Origin of the sequence: Vibrio cyclitrophicus, from assembly GCA_023206055.1 — a bacterium.
Taxonomy (GTDB): Bacteria; Pseudomonadota; Gammaproteobacteria; order Enterobacterales; family Vibrionaceae; genus Vibrio; species Vibrio cyclitrophicus_A.
Window position 1 is genome coordinate 3,507,782 of the sequence record CP065366.1, and the last position, 21,680, is coordinate 3,529,461.

23 protein-coding genes are annotated in these 21,680 nt (G+C 43.9%); 5 read left to right on the forward strand and 18 right to left on the reverse strand.

Annotated elements, in window-relative coordinates:
• Window positions 1–180: 180 nt before the first annotated feature.
• From dinF to ITG09_15650, 4 genes are all read right to left on the reverse strand, one after another.
• Entirely contained in the window at window positions 181–1,548 is a 1,368-nt protein-coding gene (gene dinF / locus ITG09_15635) for an MATE family efflux transporter DinF (GenBank protein ID UPR52061.1), read from the reverse strand.
• Between the two features lie 117 nt (window positions 1,549–1,665).
• Entirely contained in the window at window positions 1,666–2,544 is an 879-nt protein-coding gene (locus ITG09_15640; protein UPR52062.1) for a class I SAM-dependent methyltransferase, read from the reverse strand.
• Window positions 2,545–2,641: 97 nt separating this feature from the next.
• Window positions 2,642–3,262 (reverse strand): repressor LexA, encoded by a 621-nt coding sequence (gene lexA, locus ITG09_15645; protein ID UPR52063.1) that lies wholly within the window; start codon window positions 3,260–3,262, stop codon window positions 2,642–2,644.
• 94 nt (window positions 3,263–3,356) lie between these two features.
• Window positions 3,357–3,719, reverse strand: coding sequence for a diacylglycerol kinase (locus tag ITG09_15650; GenBank protein ID UPR52064.1), 363 nt, complete (start codon window positions 3,717–3,719; stop codon window positions 3,357–3,359).
• 221 nt (window positions 3,720–3,940) lie between these two features.
• On the opposite strand from ITG09_15650, the gene plsB reads away from it, so the two are divergent.
• A complete protein-coding gene (gene plsB / locus ITG09_15655; protein ID UPR52065.1) occupies window positions 3,941–6,364 on the forward strand; it encodes a glycerol-3-phosphate 1-O-acyltransferase PlsB in 2,424 nt (807 codons plus the stop codon).
• A gap of 101 nt (window positions 6,365–6,465) precedes the next feature.
• Here plsB and ubiA read toward each other — a convergent pair whose 3' ends face one another.
• Window positions 6,466–7,320: a 4-hydroxybenzoate octaprenyltransferase gene (gene ubiA, locus ITG09_15660; protein ID UPR52066.1), complete on the reverse strand. Its 855-nt coding sequence runs from the start codon at window positions 7,318–7,320 to the stop codon at window positions 6,466–6,468.
• A complete protein-coding gene (locus ITG09_15665; GenBank protein ID UPR52067.1) occupies window positions 7,321–7,863 on the reverse strand; it encodes a chorismate lyase in 543 nt (180 codons plus the stop codon).
• 163 nt (window positions 7,864–8,026) lie between these two features.
• On the opposite strand from ITG09_15665, the gene fliL reads away from it, so the two are divergent.
• Window positions 8,027–8,434: a flagellar basal body-associated protein FliL gene (fliL, locus tag ITG09_15670; protein UPR52068.1), complete on the forward strand. Its 408-nt coding sequence runs from the start codon at window positions 8,027–8,029 to the stop codon at window positions 8,432–8,434.
• Between the two features lie 89 nt (window positions 8,435–8,523).
• Here fliL and glpG read toward each other — a convergent pair whose 3' ends face one another.
• From glpG to ftsY, 6 genes are all read right to left on the reverse strand, one after another.
• A complete protein-coding gene (gene glpG / locus ITG09_15675; GenBank protein UPR52069.1) occupies window positions 8,524–9,366 on the reverse strand; it encodes a rhomboid family intramembrane serine protease GlpG in 843 nt (280 codons plus the stop codon).
• Window positions 9,367–9,407: 41 nt separating this feature from the next.
• On the reverse strand, window positions 9,408–9,728 hold the full coding sequence (glpE, locus tag ITG09_15680) for a thiosulfate sulfurtransferase GlpE (protein ID UPR52070.1): 321 nt from the start codon (window positions 9,726–9,728) through the stop codon (window positions 9,408–9,410).
• 418 nt (window positions 9,729–10,146) lie between these two features.
• The gene (gene rpoH / locus ITG09_15685) at window positions 10,147–11,004 is read right to left on the reverse strand and encodes an RNA polymerase sigma factor RpoH (GenBank protein UPR52071.1); all 858 of its coding nucleotides are present in this window, start codon (window positions 11,002–11,004) and stop codon (window positions 10,147–10,149) included.
• Between the two features lie 177 nt (window positions 11,005–11,181).
• Entirely contained in the window at window positions 11,182–12,150 is a 969-nt protein-coding gene (gene ftsX, locus ITG09_15690; GenBank protein UPR52072.1) for a cell division protein FtsX, read from the reverse strand.
• Window positions 12,137–12,814: a cell division ATP-binding protein FtsE gene (ftsE, locus tag ITG09_15695; GenBank protein ID UPR52073.1), complete on the reverse strand. Its 678-nt coding sequence runs from the start codon at window positions 12,812–12,814 to the stop codon at window positions 12,137–12,139. Before ftsE ends, ftsX begins: the two co-directional genes overlap by 14 nt.
• 78 nt (window positions 12,815–12,892) lie before the next feature.
• Complete coding sequence (gene ftsY / locus ITG09_15700) at window positions 12,893–14,158, reverse strand: signal recognition particle-docking protein FtsY (GenBank protein UPR52074.1); 1,266 nt, start codon at window positions 14,156–14,158, stop codon at window positions 12,893–12,895.
• A gap of 230 nt (window positions 14,159–14,388) precedes the next feature.
• Here ftsY and rsmD point away from each other — a divergent pair, with 230 nt between their 5' ends.
• Both rsmD and ITG09_15710 read left to right on the forward strand, forming a co-directional pair.
• Entirely contained in the window at window positions 14,389–14,991 is a 603-nt protein-coding gene (rsmD, locus tag ITG09_15705; protein UPR52075.1) for a 16S rRNA (guanine(966)-N(2))-methyltransferase RsmD, read from the forward strand.
• A gap of 10 nt (window positions 14,992–15,001) precedes the next feature.
• Window positions 15,002–15,268, forward strand: a complete 267-nt coding sequence (locus ITG09_15710) for a DUF1145 domain-containing protein (protein ID UPR52076.1) — start codon at window positions 15,002–15,004, stop codon at window positions 15,266–15,268.
• 106 nt (window positions 15,269–15,374) lie between these two features.
• Here ITG09_15710 and ITG09_15715 read toward each other — a convergent pair whose 3' ends face one another.
• The 5 genes from ITG09_15715 to ITG09_15735 all read right to left on the reverse strand — a co-directional run bounded on the left by ITG09_15715 (window position 15,375) and on the right by ITG09_15735 (window position 19,882).
• Complete coding sequence (locus ITG09_15715) at window positions 15,375–16,697, reverse strand: IS4 family transposase (GenBank protein ID UPR52077.1); 1,323 nt, start codon at window positions 16,695–16,697, stop codon at window positions 15,375–15,377.
• Window positions 16,698–16,823: 126 nt separating this feature from the next.
• Window positions 16,824–17,408, reverse strand: coding sequence for a YhgN family NAAT transporter (locus tag ITG09_15720; GenBank protein ID UPR52078.1), 585 nt, complete (start codon window positions 17,406–17,408; stop codon window positions 16,824–16,826).
• Window positions 17,409–17,623: 215 nt separating this feature from the next.
• Window positions 17,624–17,860 carry a YecH family protein gene (locus ITG09_15725; GenBank protein ID UPR52079.1) on the reverse strand — a complete coding sequence of 79 codons (237 nt, stop codon included), beginning with the start codon at window positions 17,858–17,860 and terminating at the stop codon, window positions 17,624–17,626.
• A 90-nt stretch (window positions 17,861–17,950) separates the two neighbouring features.
• Window positions 17,951–18,571 (reverse strand): lysoplasmalogenase, encoded by a 621-nt coding sequence (locus tag ITG09_15730; protein UPR52080.1) that lies wholly within the window; start codon window positions 18,569–18,571, stop codon window positions 17,951–17,953.
• Between the two features lie 936 nt (window positions 18,572–19,507).
• Window positions 19,508–19,882 carry a DUF4145 domain-containing protein gene (locus ITG09_15735; GenBank protein ID UPR52081.1) on the reverse strand — a complete coding sequence of 125 codons (375 nt, stop codon included), beginning with the start codon at window positions 19,880–19,882 and terminating at the stop codon, window positions 19,508–19,510.
• Window positions 19,883–20,126: 244 nt separating this feature from the next.
• On the opposite strand from ITG09_15735, the gene ITG09_15740 reads away from it, so the two are divergent.
• Window positions 20,127–20,456: a DUF2500 domain-containing protein gene (locus ITG09_15740; GenBank protein UPR52082.1), complete on the forward strand. Its 330-nt coding sequence runs from the start codon at window positions 20,127–20,129 to the stop codon at window positions 20,454–20,456.
• Between the two features lie 60 nt (window positions 20,457–20,516).
• Here the strand turns inward: ITG09_15740 and ITG09_15745 are convergent, their stop codons facing one another.
• Window positions 20,517–21,530: an acyltransferase gene (locus tag ITG09_15745; GenBank protein UPR52083.1), complete on the reverse strand. Its 1,014-nt coding sequence runs from the start codon at window positions 21,528–21,530 to the stop codon at window positions 20,517–20,519.
• Between the last annotated feature and the right edge of the window lie 150 nt (window positions 21,531–21,680).

Here is a 21,680-nt window from a genome sequence, read left to right on the forward strand (position 1 = left end):
CATTTGACCACCTATAGGCCAAATACATAAACAGCAAGCCATGAGCTTGCTGTTTTTATTTAAGATACTGAATAATATGATAATAGTAGCAATTAGATCATGATGTTCTAAATACCCCTTTTCCTGTACAGCTTCTATTTGTTGCTCCCTGAACTGAGCTATCTAAGCTATCTAAGTAAGCTAAGCGAGAAACTCACCCTTCTTCCACTGAGAAACAAACAACACACCAAGACCAATTCCGCGCATTGCCATAAAGCTCAGCATCGCTAGCCACAGTGCATGGTTCTCTAAACCTGATGCTAAATAGAAAATCGCGAAGAAACTGCAGGTCGCAACAAACATACTATTGCGCATATCCTTGCCTTTAGTGGCCCCAACAAAAATACCATCCAACAAGAAGCACCACATAGACACCAATGGCATCGCAATCAGCCATGGCAGATACACCTCGGCTTGGCTCTTTACGTCTGGGATTGTGGTGATCATATTGATTAAGCCAGAGCCAGCGATTGCGAACGCTATGGTCAGTACTAAACAAATATTGAAGCTCCAGAAGAAAGTACCAATCAATGACTGGTTTAGTTCATCTTTGTCTTTCGCGCCTATCGCCTTACCGACCATAGCTTCCATTGCATAGGCAAAGCCATCCATCCCATAAGAGATGATCATCAAGAAACTCATCAACACGGCATTGACCGCAACAACATCATCGCCAAAGCTTGCACCTTGGAAAGTCATGAAAGTGAAAGTCGCTTGTAGACACAATGAACGAAGAAAGATATCGCGATTCAGTTTCACGAAACGACTCAAACCTTGGCTGGTTTTCTTAAGCAGATCCCATGGCGATGGTAACTGTTTCTTCGCCCAGATTCGGTAAACACAAATCAGGCCAAATGTTAGACCAGCATAATCAGCCATTACAGATGCTAATGCAGCACCTTCCACTTGCCACCCTAAACCGATAACAAAAACGATATCCAAAACGATATCCAAAACGATATTGGTGACGTTGGTTATAATCACCATCCACATGGGCGCTTTGGCATTTTGAGTCCCGAGCAGCCAGCCTAAAATAACAAAGTTAGTTAGCGCAGCAGGTGCACTCCAAGCGCGGATTGAGAAATATTGCTGACCATAGTGCTTAACTTGATCACTGGCGCTACTCAATGAGAAAACTAAATCGGCGACTAGACTGTGTAAAAGCAAAAAGACACCAGCAAACCCTAAGGCCATAGTCACGCCTTGCACAAAGACTAAGCCAAGTTGCTTGCCATCATTCGCACCATAGGATTGTGCGGCTAGCCCTGTTGTCGACATACGCAGGAAGCCAAGCAACCAAAAGGTCACACTGATCATAGTGCCGCCTAATGCCACACCACCTAAATACCAAGAATGCTCTAGATGACCAATAACCGCCGCATCGACTAAGCCCAGCAGTGGAACCGTAATATTAGAGAGAACCATCGGGATTGCGAGCAACAGCACTTTTTTGTGCATCGCCTGATTGGATAGCGTTTGAAAAATAATTTGGGGATTAAATAGCTTCACGATCACCTCTTAGTTTAGAGGCGATAGTTTAACCTAGTGGGTGGGCTTTCACTATGTTGTGTACTTTGTGTATTGGTTAGCTTTTACCAAACTATGTGTTGATAGAAGAAGCTAGCGCTACCATTTAACGAGTACTAATTGAGGAGTTAAACGCTTTTTAAACTGAGAAATCTTACACAACAATCGCTGCCACAACTTCCAACGATTACATTGCTGCTCTAATGGTGAAAATGACTTAACCCATTGCGCCCATGGCAACCAATTGAGAACACTGTCTATTGGTGAAGACAACCCGTGAGCATACTTTCCAGAACCGAGCTTTTGCCCAAGAGCACTCGAGCTTTTGTCTCCAGCTAACACTAAACACGCGTGTGCATGAGTAAAGTAACGACTCAATGACTGAATAAAGTGCGCCGTCAGTTGTTCATTACAATCAAGCAGAGCATGTTCACACACCACCATCACAGAAGCTTGCTCTGGAATGTTAAGTTCATCTAACCAAGTTAAGTCGTCAACAGAGCCACACTCTAAACGATAGCGTTCGTTTTTGTGGAACAGGCGTTGTCGCCAAAGCAGATTCTCGGTTACATCCAGCTCAACCCAATGACAGCGGCCATTATCTAAACGGTAGAAACGGGTATCGAGCCCTGCTCCCACATTAATAATCCAAGCATCTGGGTTATGAGATAAAAATTGTTGAACTTGAGAATCACAAAGTTGAGTCAGTGTCGCGTAAAGGAGTTGTTGTTGGTCGAGTTCACCAGTAAGACATTCTGGTGCTAATTGGCAGCGTTTGCAGGCTTGAGCTGCGATAGGGTCATAGACTAGGCCGTCATCGGCAAGGCTTTCGCGACTGCGAAACCAAAGATGTTGAACGAGATTCGTCGGAACTTGGAATTCTTGATGTGCAGACCCTTGATCTGAAGAAGCCTTTTGAACAGAGGAGCGCGGCTTACGAATAAGCGGCTTCATTTGAGGTTTGGTTGGATTTGGCATCATCATCTTCCTTGTATCTCGACAAAGAAGATGATAATGAATATCAATTACAATAACAAGTTATTGAGAATAAATATCAATAAGCTTTTTGTACTGACTACATCCAGTCGGTGTTACGAATAATACCAACAGCCAGTCCTTCAATAGACAAGTGTTGAGACTCTAGATCGACGTGAATTGGAGAAAACTCTTCATTTTCAGCATGTAACAGAACCATTGAACCTTTACGTTCTAGGCGTTTTACCGTTACATCATCATCAACACGAGCTACAACAACCTGACCGTCGCGTACGTCTTGTGTTTTATGAACAGCCAGTAGATCACCATCCATAATACCGATGTCTTTCATACTTTCGCCATTTACACGAAGTAAGAAGTCAGCCTGAGGCTTAAACATACCTGGGTCTACTTGGTAATGCATTTCTACATGTTCTTGAGCCAGAATAGGCTCACCAGCGGCAACCTGACCGATTAATGGTAAACCTTGTTCCTCATTTGCTGCATCTTCAAGCAAAATACGAATACCACGAGACGCACCCGGGATAATCTCAATCGCTTCTTTACGAGCAAGAGCTTTTAAATGTTCTTCTGCAGCATTAGCAGAGCGGAAGCCTAGTTCTCGTGCAATTTCTGCACGTGTCGGTGGCATACCGAAATCGTCAATCTTACTTTTGATAAGATCAAAAACTTGTTGTTGGCGGGGCGTTAACGGCTTCATGATTCACCTGTCTTTTTATACAGTTGACTGTGAGTATATCCAGTAACTGAACAAAAGCAAAGCAATTGGTTGTTTTTAGTTCATTTTTCAAGAATCACAAAAATAGGATCTCTAGCCATACGTAACCCGCTAGTACTAGGCAGATAAGAACAGCCGCTGAGCCGACATCTTTCGCCATCCCAGAAAGCTCATGATGCTCACTACCGATTCGATCAACAACTGCTTCAATCGCGGTATTGATTAACTCGACAACCATCACTAACACAACAGCTGAGATCATCAAGATTCGCTCTACTTGGCTTACATCCAAATAGAATGCCAGCGGAATCAGTATTGCTGCCATGAACACTTCTTGCCGAAATGCAGCCTCGCTTTTAAACGAACTTGTGAGCCCTTGCCATGAAAAGCCTGCTGCTTTTATGATGCGTTTTAATCCGGTGTTTGATTTTTTGGTCATTTTTAACTCTATACTCAATCAGTTGATGAATGATTTTCCACAAACTTAACGGCAATATGACTATTTCCATTAAAAGGTTAGACCAGTTTCTGGTATTCTTGCATCGATTAAATTTACGCCTAGGCTTATCCCTATTTCACTCATAGGATTTATCCTTTTTCATCATAGAAATAGAGATACGCTTGAGCACATTGAAATAACTATTGAGGCAGTGAACCTATATGTCTTCTGGACAATCTTTTTCACGTTCATTAATGAAGCTACCTTTATCCGTATTGGTAAAGGGCACATCAATTCCTTCAAACCCTGTTGAGGATTTGAACATTGATTTGAGCAAACCGATTGTATACGCCTTACCGTTTCGCTCAAGTGTCGACATTCTTACATTGCAAAAACATGCACTTGAATTAGGTCTACCTGATCCATTAAGCAAGCTTGAAATCAACGGCAAATCACTGCAACGCTATGTTTTTATCTCTTCTCGCAAAACTCTGCTTCAAGACGATGATTATGTACCAAGCTCTTCAATTGAAGTGTTCTCTGAGTTGCTTTCACTGCATGCTGACGACTCTGAGCTCGATGTTCAAGTTATCCCTGCCACTGTGCTTTGGGGACGTAAACCTGGTAAAGAGAATAATCAGAAGCCTTACCTCCAAGCAATGAACGGCTTAGAGAAATCAAAAGCGGTATTGCTAGCAGGTCGTGACTGTCTGGTTCGTTTCAGCCCAGTGGTTTCTCTACGTTACATGGCTAACTCACATGGCACCGACAGCACCATCGCGCACAAATTAGCGCGTGTGGCACGTATTCACTTCTCTCGCCAAAAGCTTGCTGCATCAGGCCCTAATCTGCCAAGCCGCCAAGCTCTGTTTGATCGCCTACTCAAATCAGAAGCAATCAAGAAGGCGATAGAAGACGAGGCTGAAGCAAAAAATATTTCCATAGAGAAAGCGAGCAAAGAAGCTCAGGACATCATGGATGAGATCGCAGCTAACTTCTCTTACTCGTTAATTAAACGCGGTGAGAAAATTCTTGGTTGGTTGTGGAATAAGTTGTACCAAGGTCTGCATATCAGCAACGCTTCAACGGTTCGTAAATTGGCTCAAGATGGTCACGAGATCGTTTACGTCCCTTGTCACCGTAGCCACATGGATTACTTGTTGCTTTCTTATGTGCTTTATCATGAAGGCATGGTGCCTCCGCACATCGCTGCAGGTATCAACCTCAACTTCTTCCCTGCCGGTCCTATTTTCCGTCATGGTGGTGCGTTCTTTATTCGCCGTAGCTTCAAAGGCAACAAGCTTTACTCGACGATTTTCCGTGAATACCTAGCGGAATTGTTCGCTAAAGGTTACTCAGTAGAGTACTTCAGTGAAGGTGGTCGTTCTCGTACGGGTCGTCTTCTGCAAGCGAAAACGGGCATGCTAGCGATGACCATTCAGGCAATGCTGCGTGGTATGAACCGTCCTGTTACTTTGGTTCCTGTGTACATTGGTTATGAACACGTGATGGAAGTGGCAACTTACGCGAAAGAACTTCGTGGCAAGCGTAAAGAGAAAGAAAACGCGAGCTTAGTGATTCGTACCATTCGTAAGCTGCGTAACTTTGGTAAAGGCTACGTTAACTTCGGTGAGCCGATTCAACTGAACCAATACCTGAACGAGCACGCGCCAGAATGGACCAAAGACATCGACCCAATGGGCACCAGTAAACCACAATGGATGAACCCGGTGGTTAATGACTTGGCGACCAAGATGATGACGCACATTAACGATGCTGCGGCGACCAACGCATTGACCCTTTGTGCAACGGCGCTATTGGCCTCAAGACAGCGTGCATTGTCTCGTGACTCTTTGGTTTCTCAGATCAATTGCTACCTATCACTGCTTAAGAACGTTCCATATTCAACAACGTTCACTGTGCCAAAAGACAGCGCTGAAGATTTGGTAAAACATGCTGAATCACTGAACAAGTTCTTGATTGAATCAGACTCAATGGGCGACATTATTTCGCTAGACCGTCACCAGTCAATTCTGATGACCTACTACCGAAACAACATCATTCACTTGTTCGCTCTGCCATCTTTAATTGCCCAGATGACCATTCGTCAGCGCGGTTTATCGATTGAAGCGATTCAAAAGAATGTTGCAGCAATTTATCCGTTCTTGAAGAAAGAGCTATTCTTAAGCTACGACGAATCACAGCTTGAAGACGTAGTATCAAACATCATTGATGAGCTTGTTAGCCAAGGCATGATTGTTGTGTCTGACAATGAAGTGACGATCAACCAATCGAACAGCCAAGCTCTTATGCTGTTAGGCCGTACGATTTCAGAAACGCTACAGCGCTACTCTATTGCTCTAAACTTGCTGGCAGAGAATCCTGAACTGGACAAATCTGACCTTGAGCAGAAAAGCCAAGACATCGCACAGCGACTTGGTCGACTGCATGGTATCAATGCTCCCGAATTCTTCGATAAAGGCGTGTTTGCTTCTATGTTCGCAACGTTGAAGCAGCAACAGTACCTAGATAACGACGGCAACTGCGATTTAGAGAAGACTCAGCAATTCGCTAAGCTTCTTTACTCGATGCTTTACCCTGAAGTTCGTCTGACGATTCAAGAGAGTATTCACCAAGCCGAGTAATTCCTGTATATAGCAGGGCTCTGATAGCAAATTCAACGCGATCAAAAAAGGCACCCACAGGGTGCCTTTTTCTTGAATATTCGTTTGATAAAAACTGATGCTTACCAGAAGGTAACGAACAAACCGACCGTTACGGCCATGCCAACATAGTTGTTATTGAGAAAAGCTTGAAAACATAAGTCTCGGTCACGATGACGCATCAAATGTTGTTGGTACACAAACAAGCTGCCTGCAACTAACAATGCCCAATAGAAAGTATCACCCAATTGGTAGTGCATACCTAACACAATCAGCATCGCTAGAGTAACAAGTTGCAAAGAGCCGACGATAAGCTTATCGAAGCGACCAAATAAAATAGCCGTCGATTTAATACCAATCTTCAGGTCATCATCTCGGTCTACCATCGCATATTGCGTGTCGTAAGCAACCGTCCACAAAGCATTAATAACGAAGATAAACCAAACAATACTTGGTAGTTCATTGGTTTGTGCAGCCCATGCCATTGGTATCGCCCAACTAAACGCTAAGCCGAGGAACAACTGTGGAAGATGTGTAAAACGCTTCATGAAAGGGTAAATGAACGCCAGACCCACACCAATAAATGAGAGCTTAATGGTCAGTGGATTCATGGTGAGTACTAGCAAAAATGAAACTACGGCTAGCACTAAAAAGAGCAGAATCGCTTCCTTACTGGAAACCAAACCTGAGGGTAATGGACGCTGCTTGGTGCGTTTAACATGACCATCCACTTTACGGTCCGCAAAGTCATTGATCACACAGCCAGCTGAACGCATCAACACGACGCCGAGTACGAAAACAACCAAGACATCAAAATCAGGCATACCTTGTGCGGCGATAATCAGCGACCACAAAGTCGGCCAAAGGAGTAACAGAGTACCAATCGGGCGATTCATTCGCGTTAATTGCCAGTACGCCTTCGCTTTGGTGGCAAGCATTTACACATTCTCCTTAGAGTAAATGGGTGACGTAGGTAAAAACAGTTCTGCCACAAGCATCGGTTTATGGTTCATCCATAATCGAGAGCGACGTGCGAGTAATCGCTCATCACCTGCGATAACCCAACCGACTTGCAGCGCATCTCGCTCCACGTTCTCAGCACTGAAAACGGTTAATCCAAGCGGGACATTACCTTGTTGAGAAAGGTCGGAGTGCTGATGATCTTCTAATGTGACTCGGGGAATCAAGGTTCGACCTAATACCCACGGGTCATCATCACCCTTTAAAATCACTTTACGCAGTAAGCAATCAAACGATGATAAAAGATGTTCCTCGTCCTGTTGCAACATTGAGCGTTCTACAACTTGATTATGAAGCAACTCAACAGACAGGTGCTGACAACACTTCCCCAACTTGCGGGAAAGAGAACCTTGCTCCATAAGCCACTCTTTGGTGGTTTTATTAGGAAAATCAAATGTTTCTGTACTTTGCCAATCTACATTCATTAACGAATTAAGATACAGCGATATTGGCTGATTCATACTAGTATTCAATAGGTGACTTTACACGTACAATAAAGCTTCAACTTTCGAACAAAATTAAAGCGTTCTTCGAAATTGTAAACGTATTTAGATTTAGACCGCTCATTGTAACAAGACTAATGCGTTTCGAATATCGCGAATAAACTAAAGAAAAGTCACAAATATGCACAAACGTTATGTAGCCCAAATATTTCTTGCGATTACCCTACTCTTTTCAGCATCAAGTTTCTCTGAAGAGGAATCGGCACCAAAACTAGCCTACTTCACGCTAGAGCCTGACCTGACCACCAATTTTTACACTAAAGGTAAAAAACTGGGCTACATTCAGGTTCGTCTCGATATTATGGTTGCGAATAGTAACGACTTAGCAGCCATTGAGCACCACCAACCACTGATTCGTGATGCTGTGATTGAATTGCTCGGCAAACAAAACGAAGAAACAATTAAATCTCTATCTGGTCGTGAAGATTTAAGAAAAACTTTAGTCGAGCATCTCAACAAGGTCTTGCTTCCTGAAACAGGCAAAACACTCATTGCTGACCTACTGTTTACCAAATACCTTTATCAGTAATAATGATGTAAAAACGAATCCAAATAAAAAGCGGCTCATCTGGCCGCTTTTTTGTCTCTACCGTTTGGCTACTCACTAGAAGAGATGAATTAACTTCTTGCCGAGCTTGGTGCTTTCATTGCATCGATAAAGCCAATAATCACACCAGCGGCTAGACCAGCTAAATGCGCGGTATTGGCGATAGCCATAAATGGTTGCATGTACCCAAGTATCAACCACACCAACATAAAGCCGACAATCTGTCTTGGGATGCCTAAACCAAGTTGCGGCGCCTTCGCACCGATAACCCATAAGTAGCCAACCAGAGCATAAACAACACCTGACAAGCCGCCGAAGTTTGCTCCTTCAACCCAATACTGCCCAGCGCCAGAAAGCGCAGAAGATATAGCAAAGATCTGAAGTAACTTGAGGCTACCTAGCTTTTTCTCGATGTCTCCACCTAACTGCCACCACCACAAGATATTAAATGCGATGTGCATAACAGAGAAATGCAGAACGGCATGACTCAACCAACGCCACAATTGCCATTGCTGTCCATCCACCGCTGGGAAATGCAGGGCATTGAAAATAGCTTGGCCAAAACCGATCTGTTGTAGCGCAAAAATCACCACACACACCAACATCAGGCTTAGTGTCACAGGGCCTGCTTTGGCTTTGATCATGCCCATGAAACTTGGCGTGTGGTAATGGAAGTTGCTCTTTCTGGTCTCTGCCATGTCCCAAGACGCCGCTTGATAGCGTTTATGATTGGGCTCCGCAAGAAAGCGATTCAGCTCAGCTTCAGTTTCAACCTGAAATTGGCCATCAAGAAGCCAAAGAGCAAAACGCCCCTCACCTTCAGGAGACATTTGAATAGGGATCTGGCGAGAAGCCATGTAATCAATAAATGCTTGAGCAAGACGCGGGTTATCTAACACCATCAGTCTAATCATTATCACTTCCTATTCATTATACTGAGAAACGTTTAACGCAACTAACCAGCGTTCACTGGAAGTTCTGCGCGATGCCAGGCTTCAAACCCACCATCAACACTATATACCTCTTCAAAGCCTTGGTTCACTAAATATTGTGCCGCACCTTGGCTACTAATACCGTGGTAACACATCACTAAAATAGGTTGTTCGAACTCTACCTCATCCATGAACGACACCATCGTATCATTGGTAAGGTGATAAGCTGTTTTTGAGTGAGCCACCGCGAAAGACTGCGGGTCACGGATATCGACAAGTCTTGCTTCGCCTTGTTCTAAAAGGGCTTGAGCGCTTTTAACATCGATATGTTTAAACTGGTCCATGACTTTCTCTTTTATGCTGATTTACTTTGCTGCCATTGTAACCTATCCCAAGGCTAACAATCACATCCACTTAATAAGGTTATCCACCAGCGATCACTTTTACACCGTTTGTGGATAAATCTGTGGATTGCGTGAATAAAGTGTTTTTTTTAAAATAGATCCACAACATGTAGTGATGATCCTGATCTAACTGTGGGTGTTATGAAAAATATCCCCACATCAAAAACCCTCACAAAGCCTTACTACACCCTGCTTTTAGACAACTGACGAATAAACTTCTCACAGAGTTATCCACAAAATCATTTTGCAAATTTCGATCGCAAAAGTTGAGAAATCGATCGAAAATAAAAAGGCCGAGATCTCTCGATCTCGGCCTTTTCAAATTCAGCTTATTTTATCGCTTCTGGCTTATCTGCCTTTAGAAGTCACCAACAGCTTGCTTCAACTTCTTCATCGCATTCTTTTCTAACTGACGAACACGTTCTGCAGAAATGCTGTAAGTATCGGCAAGGTCTTGCAGTGTCGATTTGTTGTCATCTAACCAACGTGAGCGAACAATGTGTTGGCTACGCTCGTCTAAGCTCTTCAATGCGAGGCCTAAACGATTATTGGTATGAGATTCCCAGTTAGCGGCTTCAACCGTCTCAGCAACGTCTGATGCCTTATCTTCAAGGTAATAAACTGGTGCAGTGTAAGCAGAGCCACCGTCATCATCATCCATAGGCGCTTCAAACGTCGCATCTTGTGCTGCTAAGCGAGATTCCATCTCACGAACTTCTGAAGGCTCAACACCCAGTTCACGAGCAACCGTCTCAACTTCACCGTTATTGAACCAACCTAAACGCTTTTTAGACTTACGAAGGTTAAAGAACAGTTTACGCTGTGCCTTCGTAGTCGCAATTTTAACGATACGCCAGTTACGTAGAACGTATTCATGAATTTCAGCTTTGATCCAGTGAACAGCAAACGAGACGAGACGAACACCAACTTCTGGATTGAAGCGCTTAACAGCCTTCATCAAGCCGATGTTACCTTCTTGGACGAGATCAGCCATTGGCAGCCCGTAGCCAGAGTAGCCTCTTGCAACGTGCACCACGAATCGTAGGTGGGAAAGGATCAAGCCTTTCGCAGCATCGATCTCACCTTTGTAATGTAATCGCTCTGCAAGTCCACGTTCCTCTTCAGGTGTCAGCATTGGGTAGCTGTTCGCTGAACGGATATAGCTATCTAAACTATCTTGTGTGACTAAAGCCATTTGATACGCTTGGTTTGCCATTCGGTTCCTCATCAATCTCTGATCTGGAGTAATACATCTATTAAAACCCGACAATCTTGAACCTAAAATGAACAGGTTTCAAGGAGGGGGAAGTAATTATGCATAATCAATTCATCTATACAAGGCAAAAACTGGTTAAGAAGTGCCTATTTTTCGTCTAAATATGACTCTATTCACCTAAATTGGTTCAATTTCTTTTAGGTGACGCTGTGCAGAAAGCTTCGCAGCCACACTACCAAGCAGGGTTCCGACGATCAAAAGCAGTAAAGATTCATCCCAACTCAGGCCAATTAAACGAAAGTGGCTGTCGTATAGCTGAGCCAAATCATCCACTGCGCTGTTCAGTAATACGGTAATCAATGCCGTCATTACCCAAGCGCTAATCGAACCTAAAACACCAAACCACATCCCAGAATAAAGGTATGGTCGAAGAATGTAGCTGTCGGTCGCACCAATCAACTTCATGGTTTGAATCTCTTCTTTATGCGCCAACACATTAAATCGTAGTGTATTGCCGATAATCAGAAATACCGCGCCCAACATCAATACCGTTAAGGTAATCACGATGACAGCCGCTAATGCTTTGATAGCATCTAATCGCGCTAACCAATCTTCGTCTAGACGAACATCGGTCACTAATTCTTGTTGTTTAACTGTGCCTGCCAGCTCTTTAATTAGGGTATCGCTGTGTACGCTTGGTGTAATCACCAACACACCTGGCAGTGAATAATCGTCGAGGATGGTTAGGGCATCTTCAAAACCAGAATACTGGCTGAGGTCTGCAAGCCCTTGTTGCGGAGAGATGTACTCAACCAGCTCAACTTGATCCCAACTTTCGATTTCATCCTTAAGCACCATAACTCTCGGCTCAGGAATACCATCCTCTATATAAGCACTTATTTGTGACGGGCTAGTGACATCTTGCGCCACTTCCCCAACATTTTTACCCAATAGGTACAAACAAGCTGGCATCGCCAACGCCATAGAGATCACCGCAAGAGTCAGCAAGTTGCCTAACGGGCGCTGCCACATTTGCGAGAACGATGACTTGGCTTGTTTCCAGTGAACAACAAAGAAGCCGTCGCTTGAAGCGCGGGTTGCTGCTCGATTAGATTGAGGTTTCTTGATGCGCTTATTCGCGGCCATAGTCTTCAACCTCACTCAAAAATCCTTGGTTTAATTCAAGATGGCGGTATTGAGGACGAGTGTTCACTAAACCGATATCGTGCGTCGCTAGGATGATCGTCACACCTGCGCGGTTGAACTCTTCAAACAATCGCAATACGCGGTTAGATAATTCAGGGTCTAAGTTACCGGTAGGCTCATCGGCTAAAAGCAGAGTTGGGCGGTTAACCACAGCGCGAGCAATACCCACGCGTTGCTGCTCACCACCAGAAAGCTGGCTTGGCAAACAACGGGCTTTGTCAAGTAATCCGGTTTTATCCAACGCAGCACTGACTCGACGTTTTATTTCGTTTTCAGAAATAGATTCAATACGCATAGGCAGAGCGACGTTATCGAAAATCGAACGGTCCATCAGCAAGCGATGGTCTTGAAAAACAATCCCAATATTACGGCGTAAGAAAGGAATATCTTTGGCTGGGATACGAGTGATATCGTGATCGTTGAACCAAACACGTCCATCGGTTGGACGCTCTATCGCGCAGATCAACTTCAGCAAGGTACTTTTACCAGCTCCAGAGTGCCCACCCAAAAAAGCCATCTCTCCACGTTTCAGGTGAAAGTCCACTTTTTGGAGCGCTTGTCTTCCACCTCGGTAGGCTTTACTCACTTGCTGAAATTTGATCACCGAAAATTCCTCTTACGATCACTCATATCAAATTTAAAAACGGTAGCAGGTTAAGGATAAACCACTTTGCTACGCGCGTTACTCTTCGCGGCTAAATAGTGCTTCAATGAAATCTTTAGATTCAAATGGACGCAGGTCATCAATACCTTCACCCACACCAATGTAGCGGATTGGTATCTGGAACTGGTCTGCAATTGAGAAAATTACACCACCTTTCGCCGTACCATCTAGCTTAGTCAATGTAATACCAGTTACTGGAGCCACTTCACTGAATAGTTTCGCTTGGCTGATAGCATTCTGGCCAGTACCTGCATCGAGCGTTAGCATGATTTCGTGTGGTGCAGAGTCATCAATCTTCTTCATTACACGAACGATCTTGCGTAGCTCTTCCATCAAGTTGCTTTTGTTCTGCAAACGACCTGCCGTATCGGCAATCACGACATCAACACCACGCGCTTTAGCGGCTTCAATGGCATCGTAGATAACAGAAGCACTGTCCGCACCAGTGTGTTGAGCGATAACCGGCACATTGTTACGCTGACCCCAAACCTGAAGCTGTTCAACGGCTGCAGCACGGAAGGTATCACCTGCCGCCAACATCACTTTTTTGCCTTCGCCTTGGAATTGTTTCGCCAGCTTACCGATAGTGGTCGTCTTACCCACACCGTTCACACCGACCATTAAGATAACGTAAGGTGTTTTTGTTGTATCAACCACAAGAGGCTGTTCAACTTGGCTTAGGATATCGGCCATCTCTTCTTTGAGCAGACCATATAGAGCTTCACCATCTTTTAGGTCATTGCGAGATGCTTTTTCTGTTAGGTTTTCAATGATTTTTACGGTGGTATTCATACCCACGTCAGCAATCAGAAGTTGCTCTTCTAGCTCTTCAAACAGGTCTTCATCGATTTGCTTACCTTTGAACAGACCAAAGAAACCTGCACCGATGTTTGCTTTAGTGCGGCTTAGGCTGCGCTTAAGGCGAGCAAAGAAGCTTTCTGTCGGCTTCTCTTGTACTTCTTCAACCTTAGCTTGAGGAGCCGCCACTTCTTCCTGCTCTGCTTCTGCTTCTGCTTCTGCTTCTGCTTCTGCTTCTGCTTCTGCTGCGACAGGTTGCTGCTCTTGTTGAGTCTCTTCAAGCGCTTGCTCAGGTTCAACTGACTTAGATTCAATTGGCTTAGCTTGTTCAGCTTCAGGCGCGACCTGTTCAGCCTCAACTTGTGATTCAACTTCAGTTTGATCTTCAACGTTTTCTACGTTCGCTTCATTCTGAGTTTTTGGGCTTTGTTCTTCTTCACCAAAACCAAGCCACGATAATAATCCGCGCTTCTTTTTTTCCGTCATCAGAGGAGTTTCCTAGATCTACTAATTAGCTGTATTGACTTAATACACGTCGACTCTTTGCTATTGTTATACAATACAAGCTTGTACAAACGAATAGTAAAGAAAAATGACAAAGCAGTGATAAGTTTGCTTTTAGCTTGATACACTTTGTCATTGTAAATTTATTTAATACACGAACCCACTTAAATTGGGCTCGGTATAGTATCACTTTATTAGCGGTCAAAAAATCTATGGTAAGACGTCGCCAGCAAAACACATCACAAAAAAAGCCATCCGGAGGCTTTGTTCGAATTATTAGTGGCTCATGGAGAGGTAGAAAACTGCCCGTTCATGATTTAGAAGGATTACGCCCAACCATTGACCGAGTAAAAGAGACACTCTTTAACTGGGTGGCTCAAGATATCCCACATTCAACTTGCTTGGATGTATTTGCCGGTTCTGGCGGTCTAGGTTTTGAAGCCGCTTCTCGCCAAGCAAAAATGGTGACACTGCTCGAAATGAACCAAAAGGCGGCTAAACAGCTTTCTGATAATGCGAAAGAGCTCAAGGCAGACAACATTAATGTCGTGAATACTGATGCTATCTCTTTCCTTAAGAAACCGGGTACTCCTTACGATATGGTTTTCCTTGATCCTCCATTTCGTAAAGGCTTACTGGCAGAAACAGTACAACTGCTTGAGAGTAACGGTTGGCTTGCAGACAATGCCATCATTTACGTCGAGACAGAGAAAGAACTGAAACTTGAAGCTATGCCAGAGAACTGGGAATTGCATCGCGATAAGACCACCGGACAGTCAAGCTACCGACTGTTCAATCGAATCAGTGAAGAATAGGAGTTATTGAATGAAGTTCTTGCTTCCACTAGCAAAAGCAGCCATCGCCTTTGTTTGGTTTATCTTAATCGTAAATATTTTCTACCCGTTCCCGGGTAATGCTGCAATTGCGCTTTATATCATGACAGCATTCTTGTTCTTCATGCACGGCCTGCAGATGCTGATCTTTATCGGTGCTTTCGGCGATAAGATCGAGATGTCACGTTGGGAGAAGTGGTCAATATTGATTTTCGGAGTCTTTGCCCTACTCGATATCCGACGCAAACACATGATGTAATCGAGCTTAAGCTCAGATATAAGACGCTTAGCTACAGAAGATATCATGACAGAAACAATAAAGACAAAAACGCCGCTCATTTGAGCTAATGCCGTTCGGATAAGCATTACTGCTTGAACCTAAACGGATATTTGGCTGGAACAAAGAGGACTGAACGTGGAAACGTTCGGTCCTTTCTTTTATCCGGAAGAATGAAGTGACTCAGACTTTCTCTCATCCTTTTAAGTTTGACTGGTAGGGTTCCGTCTGGGCTTAAAGCTAGCCAACGTAATTGCGCATCAATAAGGTTAATTGCGGCGGTAAAACTTACCCTAGTTGCTCGAACCCCGGCTTCTGAAGCTATCTTAACCATCTCTAATCGCACTAAGTTATAGGCAAGTAATACGCCCCAAAGCTCTTGCTTCACTCCGGCAGAAAAACGACTTCGTAAAGTGACGTGACTTTGCAGTTGAGTCTGTTTAATTTCACCATAACCTTCTTCTATCTCCCAGCGTTGCCAATAAATACGCAGCAGGCTTTCTAGCGAGTATCTACTAGGGTCTGTAAGTGAAGTAATAAAACCTTTTATCTCACCTTTTGGCTCTTGATATAGGACTAATCTGGCTTCCCAACGTGCGGGTAAATTCGGATTCTGCCGTTGAGCTTGAGGAGAGATAGGCATTGAGATGAGCATGTCGTTCTCAGCATATTTCTCCAACACTTCATAGCGTAGCTTACGTTTTGCAGGCATTAACCAGTGAGCATTTTCCGCACTCTCTTGCCACGACAACAAAAGGTCTGCCGAGAAATAACAACGATCAAATAAGGTCAATGAGTGTGCGGGGATATCATTGAATAGGCGCTTGGCTAGGGTCGTTTCACCGACATGACAACCATCAAAAGCTGCCCCCATAATCATTCGTGTTTCTGTTGACATCAAAGCGACTAAACGAAGTTGAGGGTAAGGTTTCAATTTTTTAGAGATGAACCCAAATTCTTCAGCGTTCTCTGTGGAATCTTGACACCTAAATGTTGTCCCATCGACAGCAAGAACATTAAGCCCTAAGTCTTTGTCTTGTTGAAGGATATCTTCGCGCCAAGCCTTTACCGTTGTGTGAAACAGAGCCGCTAACGGACTCTCATCTAGACGTCGGCGTGAATCAGTTAGGACACTGGGTGCAACACGAGACCAACTATCTTCAGGTTTAGGCTGAAGTGCGATGTCTAATGAACTGCATACCTCTTTGATAGACATGTTGCGTTGCAGTCCCATCCAAATAACTAACCAGACAGCTTGCTGAGCGGGAAGTCGGCGTCGTCTTATGCTCGCTTTATTGGTTTCAAGAAGAGCTTGTTCTATCCACTCAATCTGAATGGCGTCGACGACAGATTCATAATTGTCGGCATCTTCAATGGTCTCGTGTGCCATTGCTAATTCTTGTTCAAGCATAAAAAAAATCCCCATCAACGTTGTTGGTGGGGATTATCTGCTAACTGCAAGATCGTTCAAGTCTTCTTAAACGATCGGCATTAGCTCATTTGAGCGGCGTTTTTTTATTCAGCGATGATATTGATGTTAGCCCATGTAGCCTTTCACACCATCGAGGAACATTTGCGTCGACAGCATAACCAACAACAAGCCCATCAAGCGCTCTATGGCTTTAAGGCCCCTCTCACCCAGCACTCGCAGGAAGAAGCCATTAAACATCAGAATAAAGAAGGTTGCGCCCCAAGCCAGCATCACTGCGCCTGAAAGCTCTAACATGTTGTCAGGGTGCTGTGTCGACAGCAGAATCAATGCCGCAATCACTGAAGGGCCAGCAATCATTGGGATCGCCATCGGCACAATAAACGGCTCTTCACCAGCCGCGAGGCCAGTAATGCTGCCTGCGCTTGGGAAAATCATCTTAATCGCGATAATAAATAGAATGATACCGCCAGAGATACTCAAGGTTTCAGGCTGTACGTGCAGAAAATTCATGATGCTTTGGCCAGCAAACAAGAACAGCAACAAGATAACCAGTGCGAACATCAGCTCACGAATCAGAACAATACGGCGACGCTTCGGGTCAATATGCTTAAGGATAGAGAGCACGATTGGCAGGTTGCCAAGCGGGTCCATGATAAGAAACAGCATGGTTGCTGCAGATAAGATTTCCATAAGTTTGTCTCGAAAAGCGTAAGTGCGCGGAGTATAGCAGCCTCACATTGATTTTCGAAAACAGTAGTTGGCATCGTTAAGAGGGAATTTACAGAGGGAAGTGATACGGAAATAAATATAGGAGTGGAGTCAAAACCTCTCATCCACTCGCCCAATATCTGAAGATCAAAAGGCTCTGAAACCAAAAGTATCTAAAACTCAGTGCCTACTAAAGATCAATGATTACACACGCGCTCGCGATTGGTACAAAGCTTGTCATCAAGAACCACGACCTTTTCCATCTTCAGGAAAAACTTCAGCAATCCATCTAAATCCAGACCGTTCAGTTTACACGTATGAAAACGCGCTTCTGCGCCATATTTTTGAGCGAGCTCTTGCGTCAACTCTTCACGAGTCAGTGGCTTTTCACTCAGTAGGTTTAAAACGTTGTGTGCATGAATTTCGGTAGTCATAACTCTATCTCATATTTAATGAACTAGACGTAGAGTACCTACTTTCATCTGAGCTGCTTTGATGTAGCTCAGAGTTAAGCGAGCTCTCCCCTAAATGGTAAGGGAAGCAACAATGAGAGCGTGCGCCAGAAAGTAACTGCCCGTCACCCAAAAGTAGGCACCCTTAATTGGGCTACGATAGAAATTTAGCGCGTATGCCAATGCCGAAAGCAGCAACACGGCACAACCAGTAAAACCGACCGCATGCGACAGTTGAGGATCAAGCAACCAGAGCTCACCAGAAGCCCATGCAAGCTGAATAAGCACGATACCCATGATAACCACAGGAAAGACGAGTTTGTCTAAGCGAGGCAGTAATAAGAAGAAAGCAACGACACAAGCCGCCAACAGGAGTGCGAACAACCACCAGACCATTTCCCCTGATAGCTGTAGCCAAAATGCTTTGCTGTAACAGAGCTGAGCCAGCAAGAAGCAAACAAAATGCAGAGGACGTTTTTGAGTAATAGTATGCAAGACATCTGCGATCGCAGAGACCGCCAACCCAGCAACGACCCAATAGGTAAAATCAGCAACGACAGATTGAGTTAAAGCAATGGTCGCTAATAATACAAAGGTAAAAACCTTATACGATAAGGCCTGACCGATATGTCCATGTTTCGTTCCTGCTATTGCTCCGATACCAGACAAGGAAACCGCCAACCAACTCCACATACCATTTGCCCTATTGCTTTAAATCGTCGCCAGTCTAGGCACACGAGTGTTGATGTAAAGCCTCAGCCCCTCAAAATTGGATCTTGATTACGCTTCCACTAAAAAGAGTCTCTTTCAGTTGAAGCCATGACAATTACGCGGAGATAACGATGATTCGTTTAAAACTAGAGCGATTCTTCGTTAAACTCATCGAAAAGCACCTTACAGCGCCCATATTTTCATTTTGGTCATTTCTAACCTAGACAAATCGCAAAAATCCATCAAAAACAGCCAAAAACAGCCAAAAACCACACTTTAAAATTAGAAAAAAAAAACAACAAAAACCAACAAAAACATTAACTTAAATTTTGAAAATGAAAATTAAACATGAATTAAAAACCTCAAATACACCTAGCTTTGTAAAGTAAGCAACTTGCGTTAATTCAGCTCCTATTTGTCAGAATTTCCCTAGCTCCTTGTCAAATTAGCCACCAGAACCAAGAAAAAAACGCACAAACAAAACCAAATCCAACCTAGAGGCCACCAGACCCCATTAATACAGTTTAACAACCTTTAACAATATAAATCACACATAACAACCATTATAAAACAGCAACTTAAAGCAAATAAGAACAAACATGAATCACAACGAACAAAATAAGAACACACTAAAAAATACAGTTAAACAACCTCAAACAAGCCAATTTACAATAGTTTTCTACCACTTTTAGGGCTTTCGAAAGTAATTCTTGATCTAAACCTATAAGTGGGCTATTCTTTAAAACATAGCGAGAGACAACCAAATTTAGGAGTAGTGTTATGATTTCATCTTCGCAAAGACAAGGACTTGTAATGATCGCGGTAGTTGTAGGTCTAATGACACTACCGATGATGTACTAAGCAAGTTACAGATAAAAAAAGGGACGCCATAAGCGTCCCTTTTTTTGTTCAATTTTTTCACTTCGAAAACAGATGCAGTGTTAGCACATCCCAGTTTGCATAATAGAAACCAGCGGCAGCTAAAGTCATTGCCATCATCAGTAAGATCGCAACTCGCCAGATAAAACGACCACTACGTGGAGTCAGCTCCTTCTCACAGTCGTTACACATCACGATGAACTTATGTTGGTCTTCCAACTTAGCCTCATGTTCATTGACTACCTTGTTACGACACGTTGCGATATAGCGCAGCTTGCTCACCATATCGTGCGGTAGCCTTTCTTCACAGCTTGTTACAAGCTCATGCAATCCTTCGCCTTCGGCATGATATTGAAGCCTCAATAATTTCTCTATATTGCGAGTTCTTGTCACCACTTTTTCAATATCGGTCATCTTGGCCCTCCCACTCCACACTATAATTCTAGTCGAGCATTTCCCTATTCTTATACAAAATTACTGTTATTTACGAGAGAAAGAGACAATAAATAACAATGCTTTATCCCAAGCTGGCCATTAAATGTGATGTCTGCCGAAAAATAATCAGCTTGGCTTACAACAGTTCACGAATAACGGCTTTAAACACATATCCCTATTGCTTGAAAGACTAGAATAACCATCACGACTACATGGAGGTTATATGCCTAATTCACTCTTTTTTGCCATCTTTGCACTCGCTGCTCTTGCGGCTTGGGTATTTATTGGTTTCTATCGAAAACACTCGCAAGGTGAAAATGCGCCAGAAAAGAAAGTGAATGTCACGGTGTTAGACAAACAATCCATCGACCTTCCTGACGCAGAACCTGGCCAAGAAGATCAAGAGTACTGGATTTACGTTCAACGTGGTGTGGTTGGTCCGAAGCGAGAATTCCAAGTCGGAATCCACTACTTCCACGCCCTTAACCCTGGCGACAAAGGAACCTTAACCTACCAAGGCGATAAGTTCTTACACTTTGCGTTGAAGCGCTAAACGTCAGCCGCCTCAACTGTATCTTCTAAGCAATCCATCAGAAAGCCTTAGCACTCACCGCTAAGGCAATAACCAACGCGTTTTCTCTGATTTAGACACCAACCAGCTCATCCATAACGCGCCAGCTCCGCTGATCACAATCCATAATGGAATAACCCACGCAGGGTGTCCTTGGTACCAACCGAACTCTTTCATTGGCCACAAGAAAATCGGGTGCAGCAGGTAAATACCTAAACTGTGCTTACTGATAAAACCAACCACTTGATTACTCTTCTCAGACAAGCCTTCACCATAGTAACGGCATACCATGAACACCATGCTCGCTGCTAATACCGTATTCAACGTCTTGTAAGATAACCAACGCCCTACCGTGTACTCTTCTGCCACCAAGCTTGCATCAACCACCATATAAACAGTGGTTAGTAACGCTAGCCCACCCAGTAACACACTCACGCCAACTGTCATCTTGTTAAGTGGCACAATCTTATACAGCAAGTAACCCAATGGTAAGTAACCAGTGTACAACCACAGTTCGTGGCTCCAAGGGCCATCGATTTTCAGTAGGAACAGTAATGTTGTGAACAACCATACAGCCGTAAAAGCATAGACCGATCTATCACCGTACTTTCTGACCATGATCTGCAAGAACGGAATCACAAAGTAGAGCGGGATGAAGTAATAGAAGAAACCAAGGTGGTAATAGGTGTAATGATGGTAGCTATTGAGCAACACGTCCCAACTGACATCAGCATCAAAACCCATCGCAGACCAACCAGATAGGTAGGTATAGAAAAGCGACCAAACAATGAAAGGTATCAGTACCTTACCCAGACGGCGCTTGAGGTAGTATTTGGCGTCAAACGGGCGCTGATCACTCAGCATCAGTGCGCCAGTAATCAAGATGAACACAGGTACTGCCCAGCGGCTAAAACCGTTCACCGTAATGGCAGTCAGCCACTCACCAAAAGGAATGGTACCCAATTCATTGCGATAAGGCGCCAAAACATGAATCGCGATAACCGCTACGGCCGCGACACATCGTGCCAAATCAAAAAAGAGAATTCGCTGCTTCATGTAAATGCCTGATTAATATTCAATCATTCTACTATAGCAATAAAAAAGCTGGCCGGAATAAATACCAAGTCAGCTTAGTGTTAAAGGAGATGCTTATCGCGAATTTAGCTCATATGGCTCTAGGTTATGCGACTTTAACTCTACAAACGA